Origin of the sequence: Alcanivorax hongdengensis A-11-3, assembly GCF_000300995.1 — a bacterium.
Classification (GTDB): domain Bacteria; phylum Pseudomonadota; class Gammaproteobacteria; order Pseudomonadales; family Alcanivoracaceae; genus Alcanivorax; species Alcanivorax hongdengensis.
This window is the reverse complement of the sequence record NZ_AMRJ01000035.1, coordinates 1-20,633: the sequence shown is the minus strand read 5'-3', so window position 1 is coordinate 20,633 and position 20,633 is coordinate 1. Positions and strand designations below refer to the sequence as shown.

Annotated in this window: 16 protein-coding genes; 5 read left to right on the top strand and 11 right to left on the bottom strand. The window is 52.6% G+C overall.

Going from position 1 to position 20,633, the window contains the following annotated elements:
- Positions 1-23 precede the first annotated feature (23 nt).
- The 10 genes from A11A3_RS15340 to A11A3_RS15300 form a co-directional block, all read right to left on the bottom strand.
- A complete protein-coding gene (locus A11A3_RS15340) occupies positions 24-908 on the bottom strand; it encodes a metal-dependent hydrolase (protein WP_008930245.1) in 885 nt (294 codons plus the stop codon).
- 41 nt (positions 909-949) lie between these two features.
- Positions 950-1,816 carry an SDR family NAD(P)-dependent oxidoreductase gene (locus A11A3_RS15335; protein WP_007150445.1) on the bottom strand — a complete coding sequence of 289 codons (867 nt, stop codon included), beginning with the start codon at positions 1,814-1,816 and terminating at the stop codon, positions 950-952.
- A 10-nt stretch (positions 1,817-1,826) separates the two neighbouring features.
- Positions 1,827-3,338, bottom strand: a complete 1,512-nt coding sequence (locus tag A11A3_RS15330) for a flavin-containing monooxygenase (protein ID WP_008930244.1) — start codon at positions 3,336-3,338, stop codon at positions 1,827-1,829.
- On the bottom strand, positions 3,335-4,291 hold the full coding sequence (locus A11A3_RS17580) for an alpha/beta fold hydrolase (RefSeq protein ID WP_008930243.1): 957 nt from the start codon (positions 4,289-4,291) through the stop codon (positions 3,335-3,337). Before A11A3_RS17580 ends, A11A3_RS15330 begins: the two co-directional genes overlap by 4 nt.
- Before the next feature lie 173 nt (positions 4,292-4,464).
- Positions 4,465-7,545, bottom strand: coding sequence for an Ig-like domain-containing domain (locus A11A3_RS15325; protein ID WP_008930242.1), 3,081 nt, complete (start codon positions 7,543-7,545; stop codon positions 4,465-4,467).
- Between the two features lie 34 nt (positions 7,546-7,579).
- Positions 7,580-8,941 (bottom strand): OmpP1/FadL family transporter, encoded by a 1,362-nt coding sequence (locus A11A3_RS15320; RefSeq protein ID WP_008930241.1) that lies wholly within the window; start codon positions 8,939-8,941, stop codon positions 7,580-7,582.
- Between the two features lie 334 nt (positions 8,942-9,275).
- Positions 9,276-10,919, bottom strand: a complete 1,644-nt coding sequence (locus A11A3_RS15315; protein WP_040297294.1) for a flavin-containing monooxygenase — start codon at positions 10,917-10,919, stop codon at positions 9,276-9,278.
- A complete protein-coding gene (locus tag A11A3_RS15310; protein ID WP_008930239.1) occupies positions 10,916-11,875 on the bottom strand; it encodes an alpha/beta hydrolase in 960 nt (319 codons plus the stop codon). The genes A11A3_RS15315 and A11A3_RS15310 overlap by 4 nt, the downstream gene beginning before the upstream one ends.
- A gap of 38 nt (positions 11,876-11,913) precedes the next feature.
- Positions 11,914-12,741, bottom strand: a complete 828-nt coding sequence (locus A11A3_RS15305) for an SDR family NAD(P)-dependent oxidoreductase (protein WP_008930238.1) — start codon at positions 12,739-12,741, stop codon at positions 11,914-11,916.
- Positions 12,738-13,682 (bottom strand): metal-dependent hydrolase, encoded by a 945-nt coding sequence (locus A11A3_RS15300; RefSeq protein WP_008930237.1) that lies wholly within the window; start codon positions 13,680-13,682, stop codon positions 12,738-12,740. The genes A11A3_RS15305 and A11A3_RS15300 overlap by 4 nt, the downstream gene beginning before the upstream one ends.
- Before the next feature lie 181 nt (positions 13,683-13,863).
- On the opposite strand from A11A3_RS15300, the gene A11A3_RS15295 reads away from it, so the two are divergent.
- Positions 13,864-14,469 carry a TetR/AcrR family transcriptional regulator gene (locus tag A11A3_RS15295; RefSeq protein WP_083851788.1) on the top strand — a complete coding sequence of 202 codons (606 nt, stop codon included), beginning with the start codon at positions 13,864-13,866 and terminating at the stop codon, positions 14,467-14,469.
- 56 nt (positions 14,470-14,525) lie between these two features.
- Here the strand turns inward: A11A3_RS15295 and cypR are convergent, their stop codons facing one another.
- Entirely contained in the window at positions 14,526-15,572 is a 1,047-nt protein-coding gene (gene cypR / locus A11A3_RS15290) for a transcriptional regulator CypR (RefSeq protein ID WP_008930235.1), read from the bottom strand.
- Between the two features lie 122 nt (positions 15,573-15,694).
- Between cypR and A11A3_RS15285 the strand changes: the two genes are divergently transcribed.
- The 4 genes from A11A3_RS15285 (at position 15,695) to A11A3_RS15270 (ending at position 20,432) form a co-directional block, all read left to right on the top strand.
- Positions 15,695-16,015, top strand: a complete 321-nt coding sequence (locus A11A3_RS15285; protein WP_008930234.1) for a 2Fe-2S iron-sulfur cluster-binding protein — start codon at positions 15,695-15,697, stop codon at positions 16,013-16,015.
- A gap of 14 nt (positions 16,016-16,029) precedes the next feature.
- Entirely contained in the window at positions 16,030-17,442 is a 1,413-nt protein-coding gene (locus tag A11A3_RS15280) for a cytochrome P450 (protein ID WP_008930233.1), read from the top strand.
- Positions 17,442-19,103 (top strand): GMC family oxidoreductase, encoded by a 1,662-nt coding sequence (locus tag A11A3_RS15275; protein ID WP_008930232.1) that lies wholly within the window; start codon positions 17,442-17,444, stop codon positions 19,101-19,103. The genes A11A3_RS15280 and A11A3_RS15275 overlap by 1 nt, the downstream gene beginning before the upstream one ends.
- A 96-nt stretch (positions 19,104-19,199) precedes the next feature.
- Positions 19,200-20,432, top strand: coding sequence for an NAD(P)/FAD-dependent oxidoreductase (locus A11A3_RS15270; protein ID WP_008930231.1), 1,233 nt, complete (start codon positions 19,200-19,202; stop codon positions 20,430-20,432).
- Positions 20,433-20,633 lie beyond the last annotated feature (201 nt).

Sequence of the window (20,633 nt, the reverse complement as noted above, 5' to 3'; positions counted from 1 at the left end):
TCCCTAAACCCCCTTGAGCATTATTATGCCGCCGGATTGCTATACAGCTCATGCAGTTGGCCACCTTCAGCGAACAACTTCTCACGCCACAGTTTTTCCAGCCCTTTGGTGTCATGTTGATCAGGGTGGAAATCCGGCTGAATGAACTCAGGAAGGCGCGAAAGGATTTGCGATACAAACCCGTTACGACCTAGCAAAATATTCAGACCTTTAACATTATCGCTGATGTTGCCGAGCTGGCCGTCTTTGACAAGCATCCAGCTCCAGGTGATGCCCAGCATCGGCAGCAAGACGACCATCGAGGCGAGGGCTGCAGCCACGCGCTCTGTACGGCTGTTACCAATAAGCTCATATACGTCGTAGGCAACAGATTTGTGTTCCAGCTCTTCGAGCGCATGCCACTGCCATATTTTGATCATTTCAGGGTCTGCCTGGCGTACAAAATTCTCGTCTTCAAGTAGCTGCTCGGCGAGAAGCGCAGTAAAGTGCTCCATAAACGTGGTGGCGGCTAGCCGAGTGCTCGGCGGCAACTTCTCTAGTATGGCCAAGCCAATTTTGACAAACCGATCTGGCGACTGCATGTCATAGCCGTACTCGGCGAGAATCTGGTTCAGCCTGTCGTGCTCTCGTCCGTGAATGGCCTCTTGCCCCATGAAGCCCGATATGGCCGCCCGTAGAGATTCGTCCTTAACCTGACCACGAAAGTGTCTAACGGACTCCATGAAATAGCGTTCACCAGGTGGGAAAAAACCGGAGAGCATGGCAAAGAAAGTCGTTGCTGTGGCATTTCCAGCATAAAAATACTTTGGAATGGAATCCGGAAATTGAAAATTGATATGACGCGGTGGAATGCCCACCAGCGCGCCGCTGAGTTTCTTAATGCTTTTTACCGTATTAGACGAGCGCATATCGCCTCCAATCAATAATGTGATAGTTAAAGAGAAAAATGTCAGGCCATCCCCTGATGCGTTTTTTTATTTTTGCTGCTTTGCTGTTTTTTAAACATAATTTCAAGCAAGCGTTGGTAGCCTGTGGGTATCAGTCTCTGTGTGGTGTCCAGCATGACCGCGTCACCGCCTACCAAAACTCTTCGCCGGTTTTTCCGCACGCCTTTCAGGATGGTTCTAGCGGCAGCTTCGGGTGTGGTCATGGCAATTTTTTCGAACATGCTGGCAATCTCTTCTTTGTCGCCCATGTTCATGCTGCCCATGTCTCCCATGCGACTATTACGCGCGATGTTAGTCTTTACTCCACCTGGATGAACGCAAGTCGCGCTGACAAGGCCGCCCGCGATATCCAGCTCTTCACGTAATGATTCTGTAAATCCGCGAACAGCAAATTTTGCGGCGTTGTAGGCTGACTGGGTTGGAACACCGATAATGCCGAAAACGCTGGAGATATTGACGATATGGCCTTCACCTATTTTCTGGAGATGGGGAAGAAATGCCTTTGTACCGTATACGACACCCCAGAAATTGATATTCATCAGCCATTCAAAGTTTTCATAGCTCATGTTCTCGACGGTCTCACCCAGTCCCACACCGGCATTGTTCATGATGAGATTTACTTTTCCGTGTGTTGATACGGTATCTTCCGCGTATTGATAAACCGCATTTTTGTTGCTGACATCAACAACATGAGTGCTGATGTTGACGGCGTAGCCTGCCAGTAATTCGACCGTCTTCTCTAGGCTTTCTTCGCTGATATCAGAGATCGCTAAGTGGCAACCTTCTTTTGCTAGAGCAATCGCCGTGGCTTGCCCGATGCCCGACCCGGCGCCAGTGATCGCCGCGACTTTTCCTGAAAATGATTTCATCGTTGCGCCTCTATATTGATGTGTTGCTCAGAAGTTTTTGGACGAGATTGCGTTTCGTTTTATGTAGGTTTGTCGTTTCGAATTTAAGGTGGCCATCATTCATTTTTCCATAACGAAGCGCCGGCAGGTCGTGAAGATAATCGTTGAGGTTTTGCCAAGGATCTTTGTTGCCTTGGCGTGGCAGGCGGTCATCAGCACGTTGAATGTAGCCAGATCGAAGGTTGAGAAAGTTGACATCAGAGCCACACCCTTCCTCGTCGATAGGGGTCACCTTTTCTGCGCCTGTCTTGCGCATATGCTTGAGAAGCCGACAAACAAATTCGGAGGCAATATCTGCCTTGAGGGTCCAGGACGCGTTGGTATAGCCAAAGACCAGTGCCATATTAGGCACTTTTTCCAGCATTAAGCCTTTGTACATCATGGTGTTTGAGAGATTGACGTGCGTACCATCAACACGTAGCTCTGCGCCGCCCAACATTTGCAAATCCAGACCGGTAGCTGTGACGATAATATCGGCAGGTATCCAATCCCCAGATTCCAGTTTTATACCGGTTTTGGTGACATTTTTTATATGATCCGTCACCACGGAAGCCTTGCCTTCACGAAGCACCTTGAACAGATCCCCCTTGGGAACTGCGCACATTCGTTCCTCCCATGGGTTGTAGTGAGGTTGAAAATGCTTCATGTCGATATCCGGCCCCAGTTGTTTGCGAGCAGCGGCCAGCAGTAATCTGCGGATCGCTTTGGGCTTACGAATCGATAGGTTAAATACGGTTCTCTGCAGCAGGATATTGCGTGTGCGCGCCATGCGGTAAACAAGCATTTCTGGCAGTACTCGGCGCAGGTTTTTCGAGATGAGATCTTGCTCAGGGACGGAGGCAACATAAGTAGGGGAGCGCTGTAACATGGTGACATGCGCAGCGCGGTCGGTCATCGCGGGCACCAGTGTTACGGCGGTGGCGCCGCTGCCGATCACGACAACTCGCTTACCCGTATAGTCGTAGTTATCTGGCCAGTGCTGCGGGTGAATTACGTCGCCGCCAAAGCGATTGATTCCAGGAATTTTCGGTGTGTAGCCGGCGTCATAGTTATAATAACCGGTACAGTTGAGGACAAACCCAGCGGTGAAAACTTCTTCTTCACCGGTTTCCTCGTTCAACGCGGTAACCGTCCAGCGATTGAATTCGCTGCTCCAGTCCTCGGCAGTGACTTTCAGGCCAAAATGAATTTTCTTGTGGACCTGATGATGCTCAGCGGTTTCTTCGATGTAATTGCGAATAGAGGGGCCATCGGCAAGCATCTTGGTGTCTGTCCAAGGCCGAAAGTTATAGCCGAGTGTGAACATATCGGAGTCCGAACGGATGCCGGGATAGCGAAATAAATCCCAGGTGCCACCAACGCGCTTGCGTCGCTCAAGGATGCCATAGCGTAGATCTGGGCACTTGCGGCTTAGGTGACAAGCCGCACCGACGCCGGAAAGGCCCGCGCCAATGATCAGCACGTCGAGGTGTTTATGTTTCATGGTGTAAGTCTCCGATCGGTGGAGCGTATGTGATTTCCTTGCGGGTCAAGGTGCTGAAGAAAGTCCAGCACTGCTCCGGTAAAAATACTGTTGCGGTCACCCGCTACCATATGACCTGCTTGATGGATTACTCGGTACTTGGCATGTGGCACGAGGGCTAATAATTCCTGGGCTCCTGCTTCGCTGAGTACATCACTGTGATGGCCGCGGATGAGTAATATCGGTAATTTGAGTTTGCTTGCTGCAAGATTGAGTCGCGCTCGGCCGAACATGCCTTCATTTGCTTCAGGGATTACCGCATGATCAAGAAACGCAGGATCCCAGTGCCAATGGAGACGGCCATTAGCGTCCTGGCGGAGGTTTTTTCGCAAGCCCTGTGAGCTTGATGGTGCTTTTCGTGTTGGGTTATAGGCAGCCACGGCATCCTGAACCTGATCCAGAGAGTCGAAACCGTCAGGGTGGCGGCGCATGAACTCAATCACCCGGCGAACGCCTTTGGTCTCAAGCCGTGGGGCCACATCCACCAGTACCAGACCTCGACAGGGCAAGGGGGGCTCCTCCCCAAGGGTAAGCATGGCCGTCAGTCCGCCCATTGACGCTCCCACGATATAAGGTGATGTGGGAAGTGATTGGATGATGGCGCGGAGGTCTGATACCAGCGCGGTGCCGCTGTAATCCCCTTCAGGGCACCACTGGCTTTGACCATGACCGCGGGCATCAATGCAGGTAGCGCAGTACCCTGATCTGGCCAGAGCTGTTGCCGTGTGCGCCCAGGCATGACGGGTCTGTCCGCCGCCATGCAGCAAAAGCACCTGCGGTGACTTCGGGTCCCCGAACTGGGTTGCACTAAGAACCAACCCGCCGTTTCCCGGGAACTGTATATCCCTGCCAGATTCCGGTGAGTGCTTTGAATCGCTGTAGGCAAGGCTTGCGAGGCTGTCGTGAGGATGCATCATTATAGGCATTTATTTATTTGGCCAAACAACCAAATATTAGCGTTTCTTCTACACAAAGAAAAGTCCTATTTGACGATATTGATGATCATTCAGCGGTGTGGCATACGGTGAGGACAGAAAAAAGCCCCCATAAAGGGGGCATGAAAGTGCGTTAGCACAAGGGGAATATATTAAAAATCTTTTACCGGCAAAAAGGTAAAGGTCAGATCTACGCCGAGGGGGGGGACTTCCAGCTCAACACCCGCCAAGCCGATTCCCAAGAGATCAATGTTGGCCGGTATGATGAGAGGGTCGGGGTTACGGACTTTGAGAATCAGACGACCATCATCGACAAAGCGCAGGGGGCCTTCGAGGGTGACTCCGGTAATTACTTTGCTGCGGATGTCATGCCCGAGTTCTATAATTAGCCGTGGTTCTAACTCTGGTGCATCCACCATGAGATCAAACGTAGTACTGAACCAGGGGCCATCCGGGGTTTCGGTGATATAGCCCGTAATGGGTTGATTGTTTTCGTATCCCAATCGAAGTACCAGAGGACCGGTGTCCAGCGGTATTGTGATTAATCCCAGTGCGCGAGCTTCCAGAAAGACACTGGTCGTTGAGAGAACGGTAGGGAAGACTTTGGCAATGACGGCGCCGGTGACTTCATTTGATGTCATTGGGTCGCTGTCGATGAGGCGTCGGTTGATGGTGACATCCGGCTCATACTGGCTTACCCCGGCTTGCAAGGCGCCTGACCCGACAAAGGCAAATTTCTTTTCCGGGCAATCGTCGCCTATACCACAGCCAATGTTGGCATGGGTTATTACTCCCGATTTGTTTTTTAGCCTAAGCTGTAGGTAGTTGGCATCGGCAATGGCACCGCCGTTACCATCGGGTACCGCACCTTGCTCATTGTCATCGAGACTGAGGTTCGCGTTGACATCCGCTACAGGTAGTGACCGTAATGATACGCGGGTAATCCTGTCCTCTTCTCCTGTTACCACAAAGTGATTGGTCAGGTCCGGACCTCCTTGTCTAAGGCCAGGCGCTGTGGAGCTGGACTGAGAAATTTGCCGTGTTTGCAGAGGGGCTCCATCATTTGAACATATGGCGTTGACTCCACAGTTCGGCGCTCCTTCCTCGGAGTGCAGGGTATAACGGTAAAGGTCACCAACCCGCCAGGGACTGTTCGGTAAAAATTCGATTCGCTGTGAAAGTACTTTATGGCGACCATTGACGGGTTGCCATACGTTATTAACGGTATCGAAGTGTTCAACAACAAAAGTCTGATCATTAACCGTGTCGCCGTCGATACTGCGGCTAAAGATGACTCGAATACTAAAATCCTTGAACATATTCGGTACAGGATAGAGCGGGTCGCTATTTTTACCTCCTACACATCGGCCATTGCGCCAAGTCTCTCTTTCGCCGGTAAGATCGACATCGGTTAACGCACAGGGGTAACCGGGAAAAACAGCAGCGACAAGTGGTGCACGTAGCTCATTGGTGCTGCCATTGGGAAGCACGAAGTCCGGTAGGCGGATGTTGAGTGTCTGGTCCTGGTTGAGCGGGTTTCCCTGCGTATCTCGGAGCAGGCTGGTGAGGGTGAGCTCGACGTCTTTTCCGTGTTGAAGGATATCTCCTCCGATGATGATCGTGGCTCCATCGTGACGTATTGGGTACGTCTTTACTACATCATCAACAGAAACCTGTACGGCACCGTCAAGGAACACCGAAGCTGGGTCTAATGGTTTGTTGAAGTTCAGGATAACGGGGTCACCAGGCCTTGCATTGGGTTGGAACGTTTCTCCCGGTGCCCAAGACTGAAGCTGCAAGGGTCGAGTGTCTTGGCTTGGGGCAGGCGCTTGGCGCTGGTTTTGATAGGCCTCCATGCGGAATGAGAGCAGACCGGATGCCTTCTCCAGGCCCAGTACATCAGGTTCAACCACACTGACCGCATCCAGTACTAGTACACCATCCTTTACAACGGCTAAACCCGCTACCTGCACATTAAGCAGGTTCTGGCTGAGAGCCGCATTGGGCTCTTGACCTGCTGCAGTCATTGCTGCGTCCATATTAAGCAGGGCATAGCGGGGAACCGATGGGGAATCACTGAATGGATTAGGGATCAGATACCCATTAGCGTCGCTGAGTATCGTGATGGTGACTTCACCGGTTTCCAGCCCGGACGGTATTTCGCCCAGTATATTGACGTCCACGGGGGTGCCTCGGAGTACGGAACCAGCGGGTACTCGCAGTGGAACGGCATTAGGAAAGTTGGGAGCAAAAGCCAGATCTGCAGCTAGATCCCCGCTCAACCCGGTAAATGATTCATCTCCCAGCACAAAGGATTGTACTGGCACCTGATTGATCGGGTTGCCGGTTAAAGTTGACACTAGTCCAGGTTGCTCAGCTCCAAGACTGCCAACTTTTAGAACGGATGTAGCACGGGGAAGAGTGGCTTCCGGAACAAAAGTCCGATTGTACTCCGGCAACTGTTCACCGGTAGTCTGGGCCCGCAGCCCAGCAATCGTTAGTGTGTGTTCCACAGGTTTCAGATCCTGGTCAGGATCCAGTGTCAGGTAACGACCCTGCAAAAATAGCGATGCGGGAACCAACTTGCCGAGGTTGTCACGAAGTTGAACCGATCCGGTTTCGCCATATGCTGTGCTGGTCGGATCAACCGTTTGGTTAAACGACATCCTGAAGGTGCTCATGTCGTTGGGATGGCTGGCATCATCAATCGGCTCTAGCAATGACGGTTGGTCTAGAGGAGTGGCTGAAAGCAGGGTGAAAGAGCCGCTTCCCATGGTTTGCGATGCGCCGGCTTGACTGCCTGCAGTCCGAAACCGAACGCGGGCCACGGAGTTATCATCAATGGCTCCAAGGCCATCATCGTTGACAACCAGATGGTACGCTTCCGCCGGAGCCAGCCGCGATTGAGGATACAGGGCCAGGCCTCTGCCATTGTCTACCACCTGATAGTCAACCATGACGGTATTCCCATCAGTATCACTGACCAGCTGTAGGCGTGAGTCAATGTCATCAATAACCTCTTGCTCAAGTGCAGAGGAAAATCGCAGGATTACTGGCGCGGTAGCTGGAACCTCGGTCTGGCCAGGATAAGGGTAAGAAAAAATTAATGTCTCTGGTGTGCTCCAGGGATTGCTTACATCGCCCTGATCGCCACCGCACCCGGTCAGAAGGGCTGCTATGGCGACCGCCAGACTAATCAGAAACTGGTGGATTGTGATGGGGTTATTATTCATTGCTCTTCTCCTGGTATTAATCGCATGCCTGTTGTTAAAACTTTAGCGACAGGGAGGAAGAAAATACGTTTATTTCACCATCAGCCCTTACCGTTTCATAAGGGGCTGGATCGGTGGAAGAGTTGATGGAGGTCAATTCGAAATCAGCTTCATCCAGCATTTGATACTGGTAAGCGAAGGAGAGTTCTAATGGCATATCTATTATTGGCGCGCTGGACAGACGGTAGCTGGCACCCAGACCGAAAACCTTTTTATCGGTGTCAAGATAGTTAACGTCCTGGGATCGGCTGGATTTTAAAGGTGAGTCCTCCAGGGCTGCGCCGGCAAAGAGTTTCAAGGACTCCGACCACTGATAGCTAACGCCAATTCGGGGAATGGTGATGTCGTCAAACGCTAGATTAGCCTGATCGCGAATAGTATCGTCGGCAAACTCGCTTTCAAGCGCAGACCAATTGTGCCGCTCAATGCCTGCCGTCAATTCGAATTTGCCAACGGGAAGCAAAATGGCTGCGCCGAGAACTTCAGGTTGATAGGTATCAATTGTACTAAGCGCTAGGCTCAGGCCTGGTTCAGGGATAACTCCCGGCACAACCACATTGGCATCCACGGATACCTCATAGCTACTTTCCCCCCGCCAGAAAAGAGCCAGCTCCATCTTATCCATTCCAAAAGGCATGCACTCGCTTGTACCGCAGAACATTTCTCCAGAGCGGATATTGATACCTAGTGCCGGTGATAGGGATGGAGAGGCTTCCAGGGAAAGTTTTTCAGAGTCTGTGTTGCCGCCAAGGTCTGAAACTGCTTCCAGGTTGGCTTTGGCCTGGAGGGTAAGACGTGCTGATGCGCCGACGTCAACGCCCCTCAGGACGTTGCTGATAGCGCCACCAAAGGCGAGATAAAGTGGCTGAGATTCATAGCGTAGAAACTGCCCTTTCTGGCTGGTATTGGCCTGATAGGGCAATAGGTTGGATGTGTATTGGTCTACACCCACGTTCAGGCCAAAGTAAATGGGCTTGTCGATGCTGGAAATGCCGGCGACGCGGCTTTTGAAGCCGATTAATAATAGTTCGGAACTGGTGTCAGAGAGGATATCATTCTCTCGCTCCAAAGGGTCTGTTCCTCCCAGTGATTTGGCACGTAATTCCTGGTCGCCATACTGCACAATGACTCCCAGTTCGCCCTCCGGGGAGCGGGCCATGGCGGCCGGGTTGTAGTACACCGACCAGCTGTTGGATGCAAAAGGACTGAATGCCAAGGCAGTGCCGGCATTCATCGGGCCTAGCCCATAAGTGCTCGCTCCGTCGCCAGCACCGCCAATGGCCAAGCCGGGTGAGAGCAATGCTGTAGTGCACGTGAAGAAAAGGAGAGGTAACCGTTTTGTTTTTTTTGCAGACATTTCAGGCTCCTAAAGGGGGCTGTTCTGGTTATAGATGGTGAGTTGTTCTGATTTTCTGTTTGTTTGGTTAAACAACCAATATTGGTCTCAGGCTTAGCTGTCTGTGTCCATGACTGTAATGACGTTGTGCTCTGGCGCTCCGGTAATGTCACACATTAATGCGTGACGCCCAGTCGTCGTCTATGACGAGATGCCGTGTTCTGTTGCTGACCAGGCATGGGTTATCGAGTGGTGTAACGCCTCCTGGGCAGCGCTAAAGCGCACGGTCAACTGGATCTGGAGAGCTCTGCTGGCGTGACATGTACAAGCAGGCTCCACACTTTCTCTGGCACAGTCACTGAGAATTGTTATCTGTTTGTTTTGCCGGAATGCCCTTCTCTGGCAGCTGGGGATGTGGCTCACAGGCTTGTCTCCCGCCGTCGTGTCTGCTGGGAGTGTGCCCGGCCAGTACACTGAACCGGTAGTGATCCATCGGTAAATGCTTGGCTCGCCACAGCATTTCCAGAGAGGTAGAGGGCCGCAGCATTGGCGCGTCACCATGATGGTCGAAGTAATAACTGTTCGACAGCGCGCAGTTGTGGTTAAGGAACACGGTGTTTTGCTGGCGTTTCTGGATATTGCGGAAATACGCGTCATGGACGGACTGACGTATTTCCACTTGGCTGGCTCCACGTCGGTTGGCTTCGCGAATACAGCGAGAGAGGTGGATGGCATTCCCTTCGACCATCTTGAAGTAAGAGGTGCCGATAAGGGCATAGGGACCGAGCATGATGTAAAAGTTCGGGTAGCCCGGAATGGTCAACCCTTCATAGGCCTGGTAACGGTAGTCATGCCAGAAATCGCCCAAATTGATGTTGTTGCTGCCGATGACGTCGAACGAGGGAATATTTCCTTTCTCGAAGGTTTTGTAACCGGTGGCGAGGATCAAGGTATCTATGCGTCGTGAGCGGCCGTCTTCGGTGGTGATGCCACGGGAGGTGATGCGTTTGATCGGCGTCGTCACCAGCTCGACGTTGTCCCGGCCGAAGGTGCGGAAATAGTCGTTGGAGAAGGTTGGTCTTTTACAGCCGAAGCCGTATTTCGGTGTCAGTTTCTCCCACAGGTCTTTGCGGTTGGGCAGTTGTTCGCGCAAGTTGTTTATGCCCGCCTTTTCGCACATGCGGACCAGCCAGGGGGCCTGGCGATAATAAATTGCTGAAAGCACCATCAGGGTTTCACTGGCGGTATCGGTGGCGCCCCGAAGGGTGCGTTGCAGGCCCGGTACGGTTCGGAACAGAGTCTTGAGCCAGCCGGGCAGGCTATGATCGGGTTTTTTCAGTACCCAGATGGGGGTGCGCTGGTAGACATCCAATTGGCGGGCCTTGCCGGCAATTTTCGGAATCAGTTGCACTGCAGTGGCGCCAGTGCCTATTACCGCTACTCGCTTGTCACTAAGATCAAGGTCATCTGGCCAGCGTGCAGTGTGAATGACATTGCCCTGGAACGTATCAAGCCCTTCAATATCTGGCATCTTGGGTGATATCAAACCGCCACAGGCCGAGACAATATGGCGTGCACTAAGTCGCCTGCCATCCGTAAGATCGATCAACCAGACATGGCTGTCGAGATCAAAACGGGCGCTAGCGACTTCGACACCAAAGCGAATCAGTGGGTAGATGCCATACTTGCTTGTTACCTGTCTTGTATACTGGTAAAGCTCGTTTCCCGGCGCAAAAACGCGAGACCAATTTGCGTTTTGTTCGAAGGAAAATGAATAGGTAAACGAGGTAATGTCGACAGCGATTCCCGGATAACGGTTGTCGCGCCAGGTTCCTCCCACATCCTTGCTTCGCTCAAGGATCAAGATATCTTTGATGCCATCGGCACGCAGCTGGATTGCCGCACCAATTCCAGAAATTCCCGCGCCGATGATAATGACTTCATGATCAGGAGTAACGCTGGGACGAGGGTTATGGATTGCAACAGCAGCCATATTCATGATGCAACCTCAACTATGGCGCTATCGCTAGCATTGACCGTTTGGGATGGGGCTTTGCCGACGTTATTGCTGGTCAGATACTTTTCCAGAATTCGGACGATGGTAGGGAAGTCCTGCTTTGCCTCTGGTAGCAAAAAGGTGAATACGGGCCACACGTGCGGCATATCATCGCGCTCCAGAACCTGCACGGGCACCCCCGCATCTCGCGCGCATTGTGCTGCTGCATGGGTATCGTCGCGCAGACACTCTTCGCTACTGACAGTGAAAAGTAGAGGGGGCAAGCCGGTGAAATCCGCGGTGATTGGTGAGGCATACGGGTGAGCGGGGTCCGCGCCGGCCAGATAGATATCCGTTGCCACCTCAATCATGCCATGGGAAAGCATGGTATCGCTGTCGCTATTCGCCTGTCTGGACATCAGGGTGCCTCGCGCATCCGATGCCGGCGAAATGGCGAGGGCGCAAGCCGGCATTTTCAGCAGCTGATCACGGGCACGCAGCAATGTGACTAACGTCAGGTTGCCTCCCGCAGAGTCTCCCGCAATGACCACAGGGCGAGGGTCTGCGATCAGTTCACGATACACATTAAAGGCGTCATCCGTTGCTGCCGGGAAGGGGTGCTCAGGGGCTAGTCGGTAATCCGGAAGAAAGACCCGCGCATTCAGGGCGTGAGCCAAACGGCCACAAAAGTGGTGATAGGTATCAAGCCGCCCGCCGATGAAGGCGCCACCATGCAGGTAGAGTATGGTGATTTGTGGGTCTGCGGTGCCTAGCCAGTGGCCAGCTATTCCTGCAACCTTGCCTCGCTTGAGTCGCACTCCGCGTGGCAGCAGAGAGGGGGCCAAAGGCGCGTTCATCACCCTGCGAAGATGTCTTACCAGTTTGTCCGGGTCGCGTATATCACGCTTCATGCCGGCGCGAAAAAGTAGCTTCAAAATTGTTGTAGGAATGGAGGCCATATTGAATTCCTTGCGTGTTTCGTTTCCACTAATGCGGTTTAATCAGCCAGCATTCTGTAAGCTTCGCCAATCGCGCGGGCGTATAGTCGTGGCGTCAGGCGTTTCAACCGCCAGGCAAGCCGGCCGTCAATTTGTGGCAGCATGTAAAGCTCACCTCGATCAAGGGCACTGAGGGTCTGTCGGGCCACCTGGTCGGCGTTGGTGAGGGCATAGCGGGTCATCGCTGAACGGGCAAAGTCACGGCGACGTTCAGGCAGGCGCCCATTCTCGACGATATTGGTCGGGACCACGGTTGGGCACAGGGCCGTGATTTTTACGCCGGTACCGGTCAGTTCAGAAGACAGCGTTTCGGACAGGGCCAGCACCCCCGCCTTGGTGACGTTGTAGGCGGCCATTTCCGGGGCGGACCCGAATGCGGCAGCAGAGGCCACATTGATGATGCCTCCATAGCCCAGATCGCGAAGCTGAGGGGCAAAATAATGGCAGCCGTGAATAACTCCCCATAGATTGACGTTCATGCACCAGTGCCAATCTTCAAGTGACACCTCGCCGATTGGGCCACCGAGGCCGACGCCGGCGTTGTTGATTACCAGGGTTACCGGCCTGCCGAGCAAAGGCTCGGCATTTTCCGCCAGGTATGCCATCTGTTTTTCATCGCCGACATCACACCCCAGGGCTACCGCGTGAGTACCGAGTGCTCGCAGGCTGATCGCCACCTGTTCGGCGCGCTCTTCATTGATATCGACACACAGTACCGAACCGCCTCGACGGGCAACTTCGTAAGCAAAGCTACGACCGATGCCGCTACCCGCCCCGGTGATGACAGCTGCCGCCTGAGTTGACGGGTGCAAGGGTTTCTTTTTCATGCCTGCCCCCATGCGGGTTCAGGTTGTGGCGTTTCGAATGTACCGTGTACATTGTTGGCTCGGTGGTCTCTGAGCGCTTGATAGGCCTTATGAGGGTCGCCAGTTCTTTCGTAGGCGCGTTTCCAGATCCGGATTACATCACGGTTATCGTCATCCCACGGGTGGAAAGTGGGGGAGAAATAGGGGGGCACGCCAGCGAGTACCTTGGAAAGAATGCCGGGACGCCAGAACAGGACTTTGGTCATTTTGGCGGCGGACCACAAATTCAGAATTTGACGATCCTTGTAGAGCAGATAGGTCTGGTTGCCGATCATAATGGGGAAGCCCAGGGCAATGGCCAGTAGCATGCCACTGATACGCAGTCGGTAACTGCGGTAGCCACCACCACTGGCATCGACGAAGACGTCATAACTGACGCTCTTGTGCTCGGTTTCTTCGACAAAGTGCCAGTAGAGCATGGCACGCAAATCCGGGTGGGTTTCGTCAAACAGCTCCGGGTGCTCAAGCAGTACCGAGGAAATAATGGCCGTGAAATGTTCAAACGCCGCTGCGATGGAGCTCTGCATATCGTCACTGAGGCGGTGTTGGAGTTGCTTACGGATCAGCTTGAACACGCCTTCAACCTTGTCGATGGGAACCCCGTGTTGCACGCCGATGGCGTTCATTTCATCGTGCTCACGAGCATGAATGCGCTCCTGGCGAATGAATTCTTTAGCTGCGTTCAGCACTTCTGGATCGTCAAGCTTGCCAAGCTGCCGTCTTGCAGAATTCATCACCCAGCGTTCACCGTCGGGGACGGCGGCGAGAATGGCATTCATCCAGTGAGTGGACCACGGGTCGTTGCGAAACCAGTGGCGAGCCACGTTTTCGATGTTCATGGGAAAGTGAATGTCACGGGTTACAACCTCGTCGTAACCAATCTTGCGGTTTGCCAGAGCCATTGGATCGCTCCCAAGTAAAGTGCATTCATTGGACTTTATTTGTATGACCAACCAAATTCAAGATTATAAGGTAGACAGCGTGTTTTTATCTGTATAGATCGAATAGTGCCATCGGCCAGGAAGGCTGGGCCGACTTTAAAAGGAATGCTAGAATCAAAGGCTTATAGTATGGGAGTGGCTTGTGGGAAGAAAGAAAAATCAGGTAACACCGGTAGCGCAAGCGGATCGAGAGTTTGTGCTCGGTGCTGCGGCACGTCTATTTCGTCAAAAGAGGTTCGATAAAACCACCGTTAAAGAAATTGCCGAAGCTTGTGACATGTTGCCTGGCAGCCTGCATTACCGTTATCCCTCCAAGGAAAGCATCCTGGTAGACCTGATGCGTCTTGCGCTTGAGCAAGCCTCCACAGCTTTGTCTGAGGCTATTCGGGGGGAGAGTGAACCACTTGAGCAGTTGCGTCAGGGCATTAATGCTCACCTTGAGTTACTGGTCGGCGGTTCGGATATGGTCTATGTGCTCCTTTTTGAATGGCGCTCCTTGCAGGGCCAGTCACGCAAGGAAATGATTGATCTACGAGACAGATACGAACTTCTTTGGTCTGCTATGATCCAATCCTTGTCCTCTCAAAACCTGATTCGTGCGGATGTAGATCGTGACCTTTTGCGCCTTATCGGCTTGGGAGCGTTAAATTGGGTCGCAACATGGTTTAACGAGGGCGGGCGGTATACCGTAAAAGATATCGGTGACTTTGTGTGGGTGGTAATTAAAGACGGTGTGCTCAAGCGCTAGACGATCTATTGAATGAGAAGTCATGACCAGCGCTGATTGCTGACTGTCAGCACGGCTTATGTGCCCGTCCTTTGTCTGTACTGATCAGGAGTCTGACCAAACCAGCGTTTAAACGCCCGTCTGAAGCTGGCAGTGTCATGATAATTCAACAGTGTAGCGGTTGCTTCGACCGAGAGCTGACTCTCGCATAAATAGCTTGCTGCTTGCCTGGATAGCACTTCATCGCGAATCTTTCTGAAGCTGCTGTTTTCTTTCTTGAGCTTCCGTGCAAGGGTGCGTTTGCTCATGAAGAGGGAGGCGGCGGCTTCATCTTCACTCAGTGTCCCGGGTGGTCGGGAAAGCATCATTTTCTGTAGCCGAGTCCGATAGTCCGGTTCAGGGTTCTGAAGGCGCGCAAGCATGGATTCGCACTGCTGAAAGGCCAGATGATAGCTTTCATGATTGGCTGATGCGTTCGGCTTTCGACATAACTCCATTGCTAATTTTAGTTTGAAGTGATTGCAGTCGAAGTAAACTTTGCCTGGTAAATACTCCCGGTACATGTCCTGGTAGACGGGGGCTGGATGGGGGAAATGAACCTCTGATTCATACAATGGGCGACCTACGATGAACTCGCCAATTTCAAAAAAAGCCTTGATCACAGTATCTGCCAAGCAGCGCTCCACGTCGTTGTCCATCGCTACCTGAAAGCTCACAACACATTCCAGATAATCCTCAGTGTTTTGCAAGTTCACCTGAATAAAGCTTGCTCGCGTAGGCAGGAAAGTGTGAACGGCTTGCAGCGCGGTATAAAGGTCGGGGCTGCTGTTAGCAACAAAGCCCATCACCCCATGGGTTGCCGGGGTGAGGCGCCTGCCCAACCGCAAGCCGAACTCTGGTTTACCGGATAGATCCAAAGCATTACGCAAGATCTGGATCTGTTGGGTTGCGGTGAGTCGACTCTCATCTTTGAGTAATTGCGTAACATCCACATCTGTGTTGCGCAGGAGTCGGGGCAGCCCTCGTGCACTCAGACCAAGTTCACGGGCGATAAGGCGTGAGTAGTTCGATGGGATATCAGCATCCACGCTTTGCAAGCTATCACTCTGCGTAGTTATTGCCATTAGCCTCTCCTCGGGAAGTCATTACTGTCTTTAAATGTCCCTGTCCTGTCAAGAAATGTCCTCGCTGGCATGCCGCTATATAGCCAATCTTCAGGTTAGACATAAATACTAGGAGACGCGCTGTGGGAAAAATTATCTTTATTGAACATGACGATACCGAGCATGTGACGGAATTCAGGGCGGGTTCTACGCTTATGCAAGTTGCGGTTGATAACGCCGTGCCAGGTATCGATGGTGATTGTGGCGGCGAGTGCGCCTGTGGTACCTGCCACATGATTGTTGCCGATGAGTGGTTCGGCAATACCGGAACGGTTGGTGACGCGGAAGAACAGATGCTGTCCATGACCCCGGAGCGGGCGAGAACCTCGCGTCTGGGCTGCCAGGTAGAAATTACTGAGGCGATGGACGGTATGACCGTGCATTTGCCCGAATTCCAGATGTAAGCAGGGAGAAAGCTATGTCAACAAAAACAAGCTCAAGCAATAGTTTGCAGACCAAGGTTTTCAACGTTTCGTCGAAAGTGGTGCCAATGCATTTTCAGATTAAAACCATGAAAATGTTGATGAAGGCAAAGAGAAAGGCCGTGGGTTCTCGCTCCACACAAATGGAGTTTGTCGAAACTCCCCTGCCTGATGTTAGCACCTTGGCACTGGAAGATATCGACACCAGCAACCCTTTTCTGTATCGACAAGATCAGTGGCGCGCCTATTTTAAGCGGTTACGAGATGAAGCTCCGGTACATTACCAGAAGAACAGTCCATTCGGGCCTTTCTGGTCAATAACGCGCTATGAAGATATTTTGTTCGTCGACAAGAGCCATGAACTGTTTTCCTCTGAGCCGCAAATTATTCTGGGTGATCCACCGGACGGACTATCGGTGGAAATGTTTATCGCCATGGATCCGCCCAAACATGATGTACAGCGCCGAGCGGTGCAGGGCGTCGTTGCTCCGAAAAACCTTAAAGAAATGGAAGGGCTGATTCGTTCTCGTGCGGCGGAAGTGCTAGACAGCTTGCCTCTGGATAAACCTTTCGATTGGGTGCCGGCGGTGTCCAAAGAACTGACTGGCCGTATGCTCGCTACGTTGCTGGATTTCCCTTATGAGGATCGTCACAAACTCGTTGAATGGTCTGATCGTTTGTCTGGCGCGGCATCCGCCACGGGTGGAGAATTTACCGACGAAGATGTCATGTTTGATGACGCGGCAGATATGGCGAGGGCGTTCTCCAGGCTGTGGCGAGACAAGGAGGCGCGACGTGCTTCCGGCGAAGAACCCGGTTTCGATTTGATCAGTATGCTGCAGAGCAACGACGATACAAAAGACCTTATCAATCGACCGATGGAGTTTATCGGGAATCTGGCTCTGCTTATCGTTGGCGGCAATGACACCACAAGGAATTCCATGAGTGGTGGTGTTTTGGCCTTGAATCAATTCCCCGAGGAATTCTCCAAGCTGAAGGCGAATCCGGAACTGATTCCTAACATGGTTTCGGAAATCATTCGTTGGCAAACTCCACTGGCCAACATGCGTAGGGTGGCGACACAGGATGTAGAACTTCGTGGCCAGACCATCAAGAAAGGCGACCGGGTGTTAATGTGGTATGCCTCGGGTAATCGGGACGAACGCAAGTTTGATAACCCCGACCAACTCATTATTGATCGCAAGGACGCACGGAACCATATTTCTTTTGGCTACGGTATTCATCGTTGTATGGGTAACCGCTTGGCCGAACTGCAATTGCGCATTTTGTGGGAAGAGCTGCTCAAGCGCTTCGAGAATATCGAAGTGGTTGGTGACCCGGAGCGTGTACAGTCCAACTTCGTGCGCGGCTATTCCAAGTTGATGGTCAAACTGACGGAAAAAAATTAATGAAAGGTTTGACCGGACTGGCGACTGAAAAATTCGATTATATCGTTGTGGGGGCTGGGTCGGCAGGGTGTGCGGTAGCCAATCGTTTGTCTGAGAGTGGCCTCTATACGGTGTTGCTACTCGAAGCCGGGCCAGAGAGTCGCCGCAACCCTTTCGTCAGCACGCCTCTTGGATTTTTGCAGTTGATGTTCAGTCGCCGTTTCAACTGGCAGTTCTATACTGAGCCACAGCGGCACATGTACGGTCGTTCATTGTTCCAGCCGCGGGGCAAGATGCTTGGCGGTTCGAGTGGGATTAACGCCCAAGTCTATATCCGTGGTCACGCCAGAGACTACGACGAGTGGGCACGGCAGGGGTGTAACGGTTGGTCATACGCCGAGGTGCTGCCGTATTTTCGTAAGTCAGAACATTACGAGCCTGAGATGGTGCCGGATACAGAAGGGTTCCATGGTCAGGATGGCCCTCTCAATGTGGCGGAGCGGCGTTATACCAACCCGTTGAGTACGGCGTTTGTCGAGGCCGCAGTACAGGCGGGGTATCGGCGTAATCGGGATTTCAACGGTCCTGATCAGGAAGGTGTCGGTTATTACTACGCCTACCAGAAAGACGGCTCCCGTTGCAGTAATGCGCGTGCTTATCTTGAGCCTGCGGCGGGGCGATCTAACTTGACCATTTGCAGCGATGCACATGTTACCCGCGTGCTATTTGAGGGTGCTCGCGCTATTGGTGTCGAGTATCGTCACGCAAAGCGTTTGGTTAGAGCGCATGCCAGACGGGAGGTTGTCCTCTGCGGTGGTGCATTCAATTCGCCGCAACTGCTTATGTTGTCAGGCATCGGTCCCCGCGAGGAACTTGCTCGGCATGGCATTGAGCTACGTCATGCACTGGAGGGGGTGGGGCGCAATCTCCAGGACCATATTGATGTTTTCGTCCGGGTCAAGGCACGCAGCCGCCATAGTATCTCGATGCACCCCAGCTACTGGTTGAACGGTGCGTGGGCCTTGCTGCAATACCTATGGGGCCGTCGCGGAGCACTGTCGAGCAACGGCGCTGAGGCCGGTGCGTTTATCTGTTCCCGGCCAGAGTTGCCGATGCCCGATCTGCAATTGCATTTCGGGCCAATGCTATACGCCGATCACGGACGTGACATAAGAACCGCGATGAGCGGTTATGGCTACATAGTGATGCTCTATGGGCTCAGGCCTTTGTCCCGTGGCCGTATTGGTTTACACAGTGCCGATCCTCTGGCAGCCCCGTTGATTGATCCCAACTATATGGCTGAACCTGCCGATGTCGAGCAGCTCGTTCGTGGGGTAAGGATTGTTCGTAAGATATTGATGCAGCGTGCATTTTATGAGCACCAGGACGTAGAGCTTTCACCAAGCCAGTCCGTACAGGAGGACGTCGATCTCGCCGACTGGGTGCGTCGCAACGGCGAATCGGCATATCACCCGGTCGGCACCTGCAAGATGGGGAGGGGGCCGATGGCTGTGGTGGATTCCCGACTTCGTGTGCACGGTTTGCAATCGTTGCGGGTGGTTGATGCTTCCATCATGCCAACACTGGTTGGTGGGAATACTAATCAGCCGGCGACCATGATCGGTGAGAAAGGCGCTGCGATGATTCTTGAGGACGCCGCGATGACAGGCGGTCAGGCATGATGTTCTTAGTTCGCTGGATATTACAGGTTCTTTTTCTTCACTAAGTTTTTGGTAAGTGGATAACTCGGTTACAGGACACATAGAAAGAGACAAGATATGACCAACAAAAAGAAAGAGACCACTGTCATCATTGGTGGTGGACACGCAGCAGGAACACTTCTGACCGCCTTGCTGCAAAAAAAATACCCAAACGAAGTGGTCTTGGTGAGCGAAGAGCCGCACCCTCCCTACCAGCGGCCGCCCTTGTCCAAGACTTATCTGGCGGGGGAGGTTGATCAGACGTCGTTATACCTTAAATCGCCCTCTGTCTACGAGAATGCGGGGCAGCAATTACGACTCGGCGTGCGCGTAGAACAGATTAACAGAGACGACAAAAACCTCATTTTGTCAGATCAGAGCACCTTGCAGTACGACCGACTGGTCTTGGCCACTGGCTCACATGTTCGCCGCCTTAACGCGCCGGGCTCAGAATTGAAAGGCATTCATTATCTGCATGATATCGCGGACACGGATGCCCTGCGTAGTGAGTTAGCACCCGGTAAACGCCTGGTCATCGTGGGGGGCGGCTATATCGGACTTGAAGTAGCAGCCAGTGCGACCAAGCAGGGTGTTAATGTTACCGTCCTGGAAGCTGCTGATCGACTGATGCAGCGTGTTACGGGGCCAGAAATTTCAGAGTTTTTCTACGCCAAACACACGGATGCCGGCGTTGATGTGCGCCTGGACACGGCCGTAACCGGTTTTGAATCAGACGGTAAGGGGCGTGTCTCTGGCGTCACCTTGGCCGCTGGGGGCAGGGTGTCAGCGGATATTGTGCTTGTCTCAATTGGTGTAGTACCGGAAACAGCCTTGGCTGAGCATGCTGGCCTGCTATGTGATGACGGCATTGTCGTTGATGAATTTACTCGCACCGATGATCCTGACATCTTGGCAATCGGCGATTGTACCCGCCACCGGAATCTATTCTTCGACAAGAGGCAGCGCCTTGAATCTGTGGCTAACGCTGTGGATCAAGCGCGTACGGCGGCGGCGACTCTTATGGGCGAGGAGAAGCCCTACGATAGCGCCCCCTGGTTCTGGTCGAACCAGTATGACGTTCGCCTGCAGATGGTAGGGTTGTCGCAGAATCATGACCAGCGCGTACTACGTGGCAACATCACTGACAAGGAATTTGCAGTTTTCTATCTATGCGAGGGGTGTGTCATTGCTGTTGATGCAGTCAATCTGCCTATTGCTTTCATGGTGGGCAAGAAGCTGGTGCAGCAACGCAAAAGCATCAGCGCTAAAGCATTGCGTGATCTTAATTTTGAACTGAAGTCTTTAATCTGAAGTACTGAACTAATTGTTATCTGTAACCGGTCTTAATGACGAAGTGTGTCAATGAAGTTCGTACTTTCGTCCAAGTGTGTCCATGTCCATCCAACTGAAACCGCGGTTTTTGTATAGCTTATGGTGTAGCTAACCTTATATCCCTTATCCAAAGCAGCAAAAACAGCTGCAAGGGTTCTACCCCGTTTCCACGGACGGTTT

What these genes read in the sequence shown, in the direction of transcription:
- A11A3_RS15280 (WP_008930233.1), top strand. Translation starts at nt 16,030, where the DNA reads ATGTCAACAAAAACAAGCTCAAGCAATAGTTTGCAGACCAAGGTTTTC.
- A11A3_RS15305 (WP_008930238.1), bottom strand. Translation starts at nt 12,741, where the DNA reads ATGAAAAAGAAACCCTTGCACCCGTCAACTCAGGCGGCAGCTGTCATC.
- A11A3_RS15340 (WP_008930245.1), bottom strand. Translation starts at nt 908, where the DNA reads ATGCGCTCGTCTAATACGGTAAAAAGCATTAAGAAACTCAGCGGCGCG.
- cypR (WP_008930235.1), bottom strand. Translation starts at nt 15,572, where the DNA reads ATGGCAATAACTACGCAGAGTGATAGCTTGCAAAGCGTGGATGCTGAT.
- A11A3_RS15310 (WP_008930239.1), bottom strand. Translation starts at nt 11,875, where the DNA reads ATGGCCTCCATTCCTACAACAATTTTGAAGCTACTTTTTCGCGCCGGC.
- A11A3_RS15330 (WP_008930244.1), bottom strand. Translation starts at nt 3,338, where the DNA reads ATGAAACATAAACACCTCGACGTGCTGATCATTGGCGCGGGCCTTTCC.
- A11A3_RS15315 (WP_040297294.1), bottom strand. Translation starts at nt 10,919, where the DNA reads ATGAATATGGCTGCTGTTGCAATCCATAACCCTCGTCCCAGCGTTACT.
- A11A3_RS15325 (WP_008930242.1), bottom strand. Translation starts at nt 7,545, where the DNA reads ATGAATAATAACCCCATCACAATCCACCAGTTTCTGATTAGTCTGGCG.
- A11A3_RS15335 (WP_007150445.1), bottom strand. Translation starts at nt 1,816, where the DNA reads ATGAAATCATTTTCAGGAAAAGTCGCGGCGATCACTGGCGCCGGGTCG.
- A11A3_RS15300 (WP_008930237.1), bottom strand. Translation starts at nt 13,682, where the DNA reads ATGGCTCTGGCAAACCGCAAGATTGGTTACGACGAGGTTGTAACCCGT.
- A11A3_RS17580 (WP_008930243.1), bottom strand. Translation starts at nt 4,291, where the DNA reads ATGCATCCTCACGACAGCCTCGCAAGCCTTGCCTACAGCGATTCAAAG.
- A11A3_RS15270 (WP_008930231.1), top strand. Translation starts at nt 19,200, where the DNA reads ATGACCAACAAAAAGAAAGAGACCACTGTCATCATTGGTGGTGGACAC.
- A11A3_RS15320 (WP_008930241.1), bottom strand. Translation starts at nt 8,941, where the DNA reads ATGTCTGCAAAAAAAACAAAACGGTTACCTCTCCTTTTCTTCACGTGC.
- A11A3_RS15275 (WP_008930232.1), top strand. Translation starts at nt 17,442, where the DNA reads ATGAAAGGTTTGACCGGACTGGCGACTGAAAAATTCGATTATATCGTT.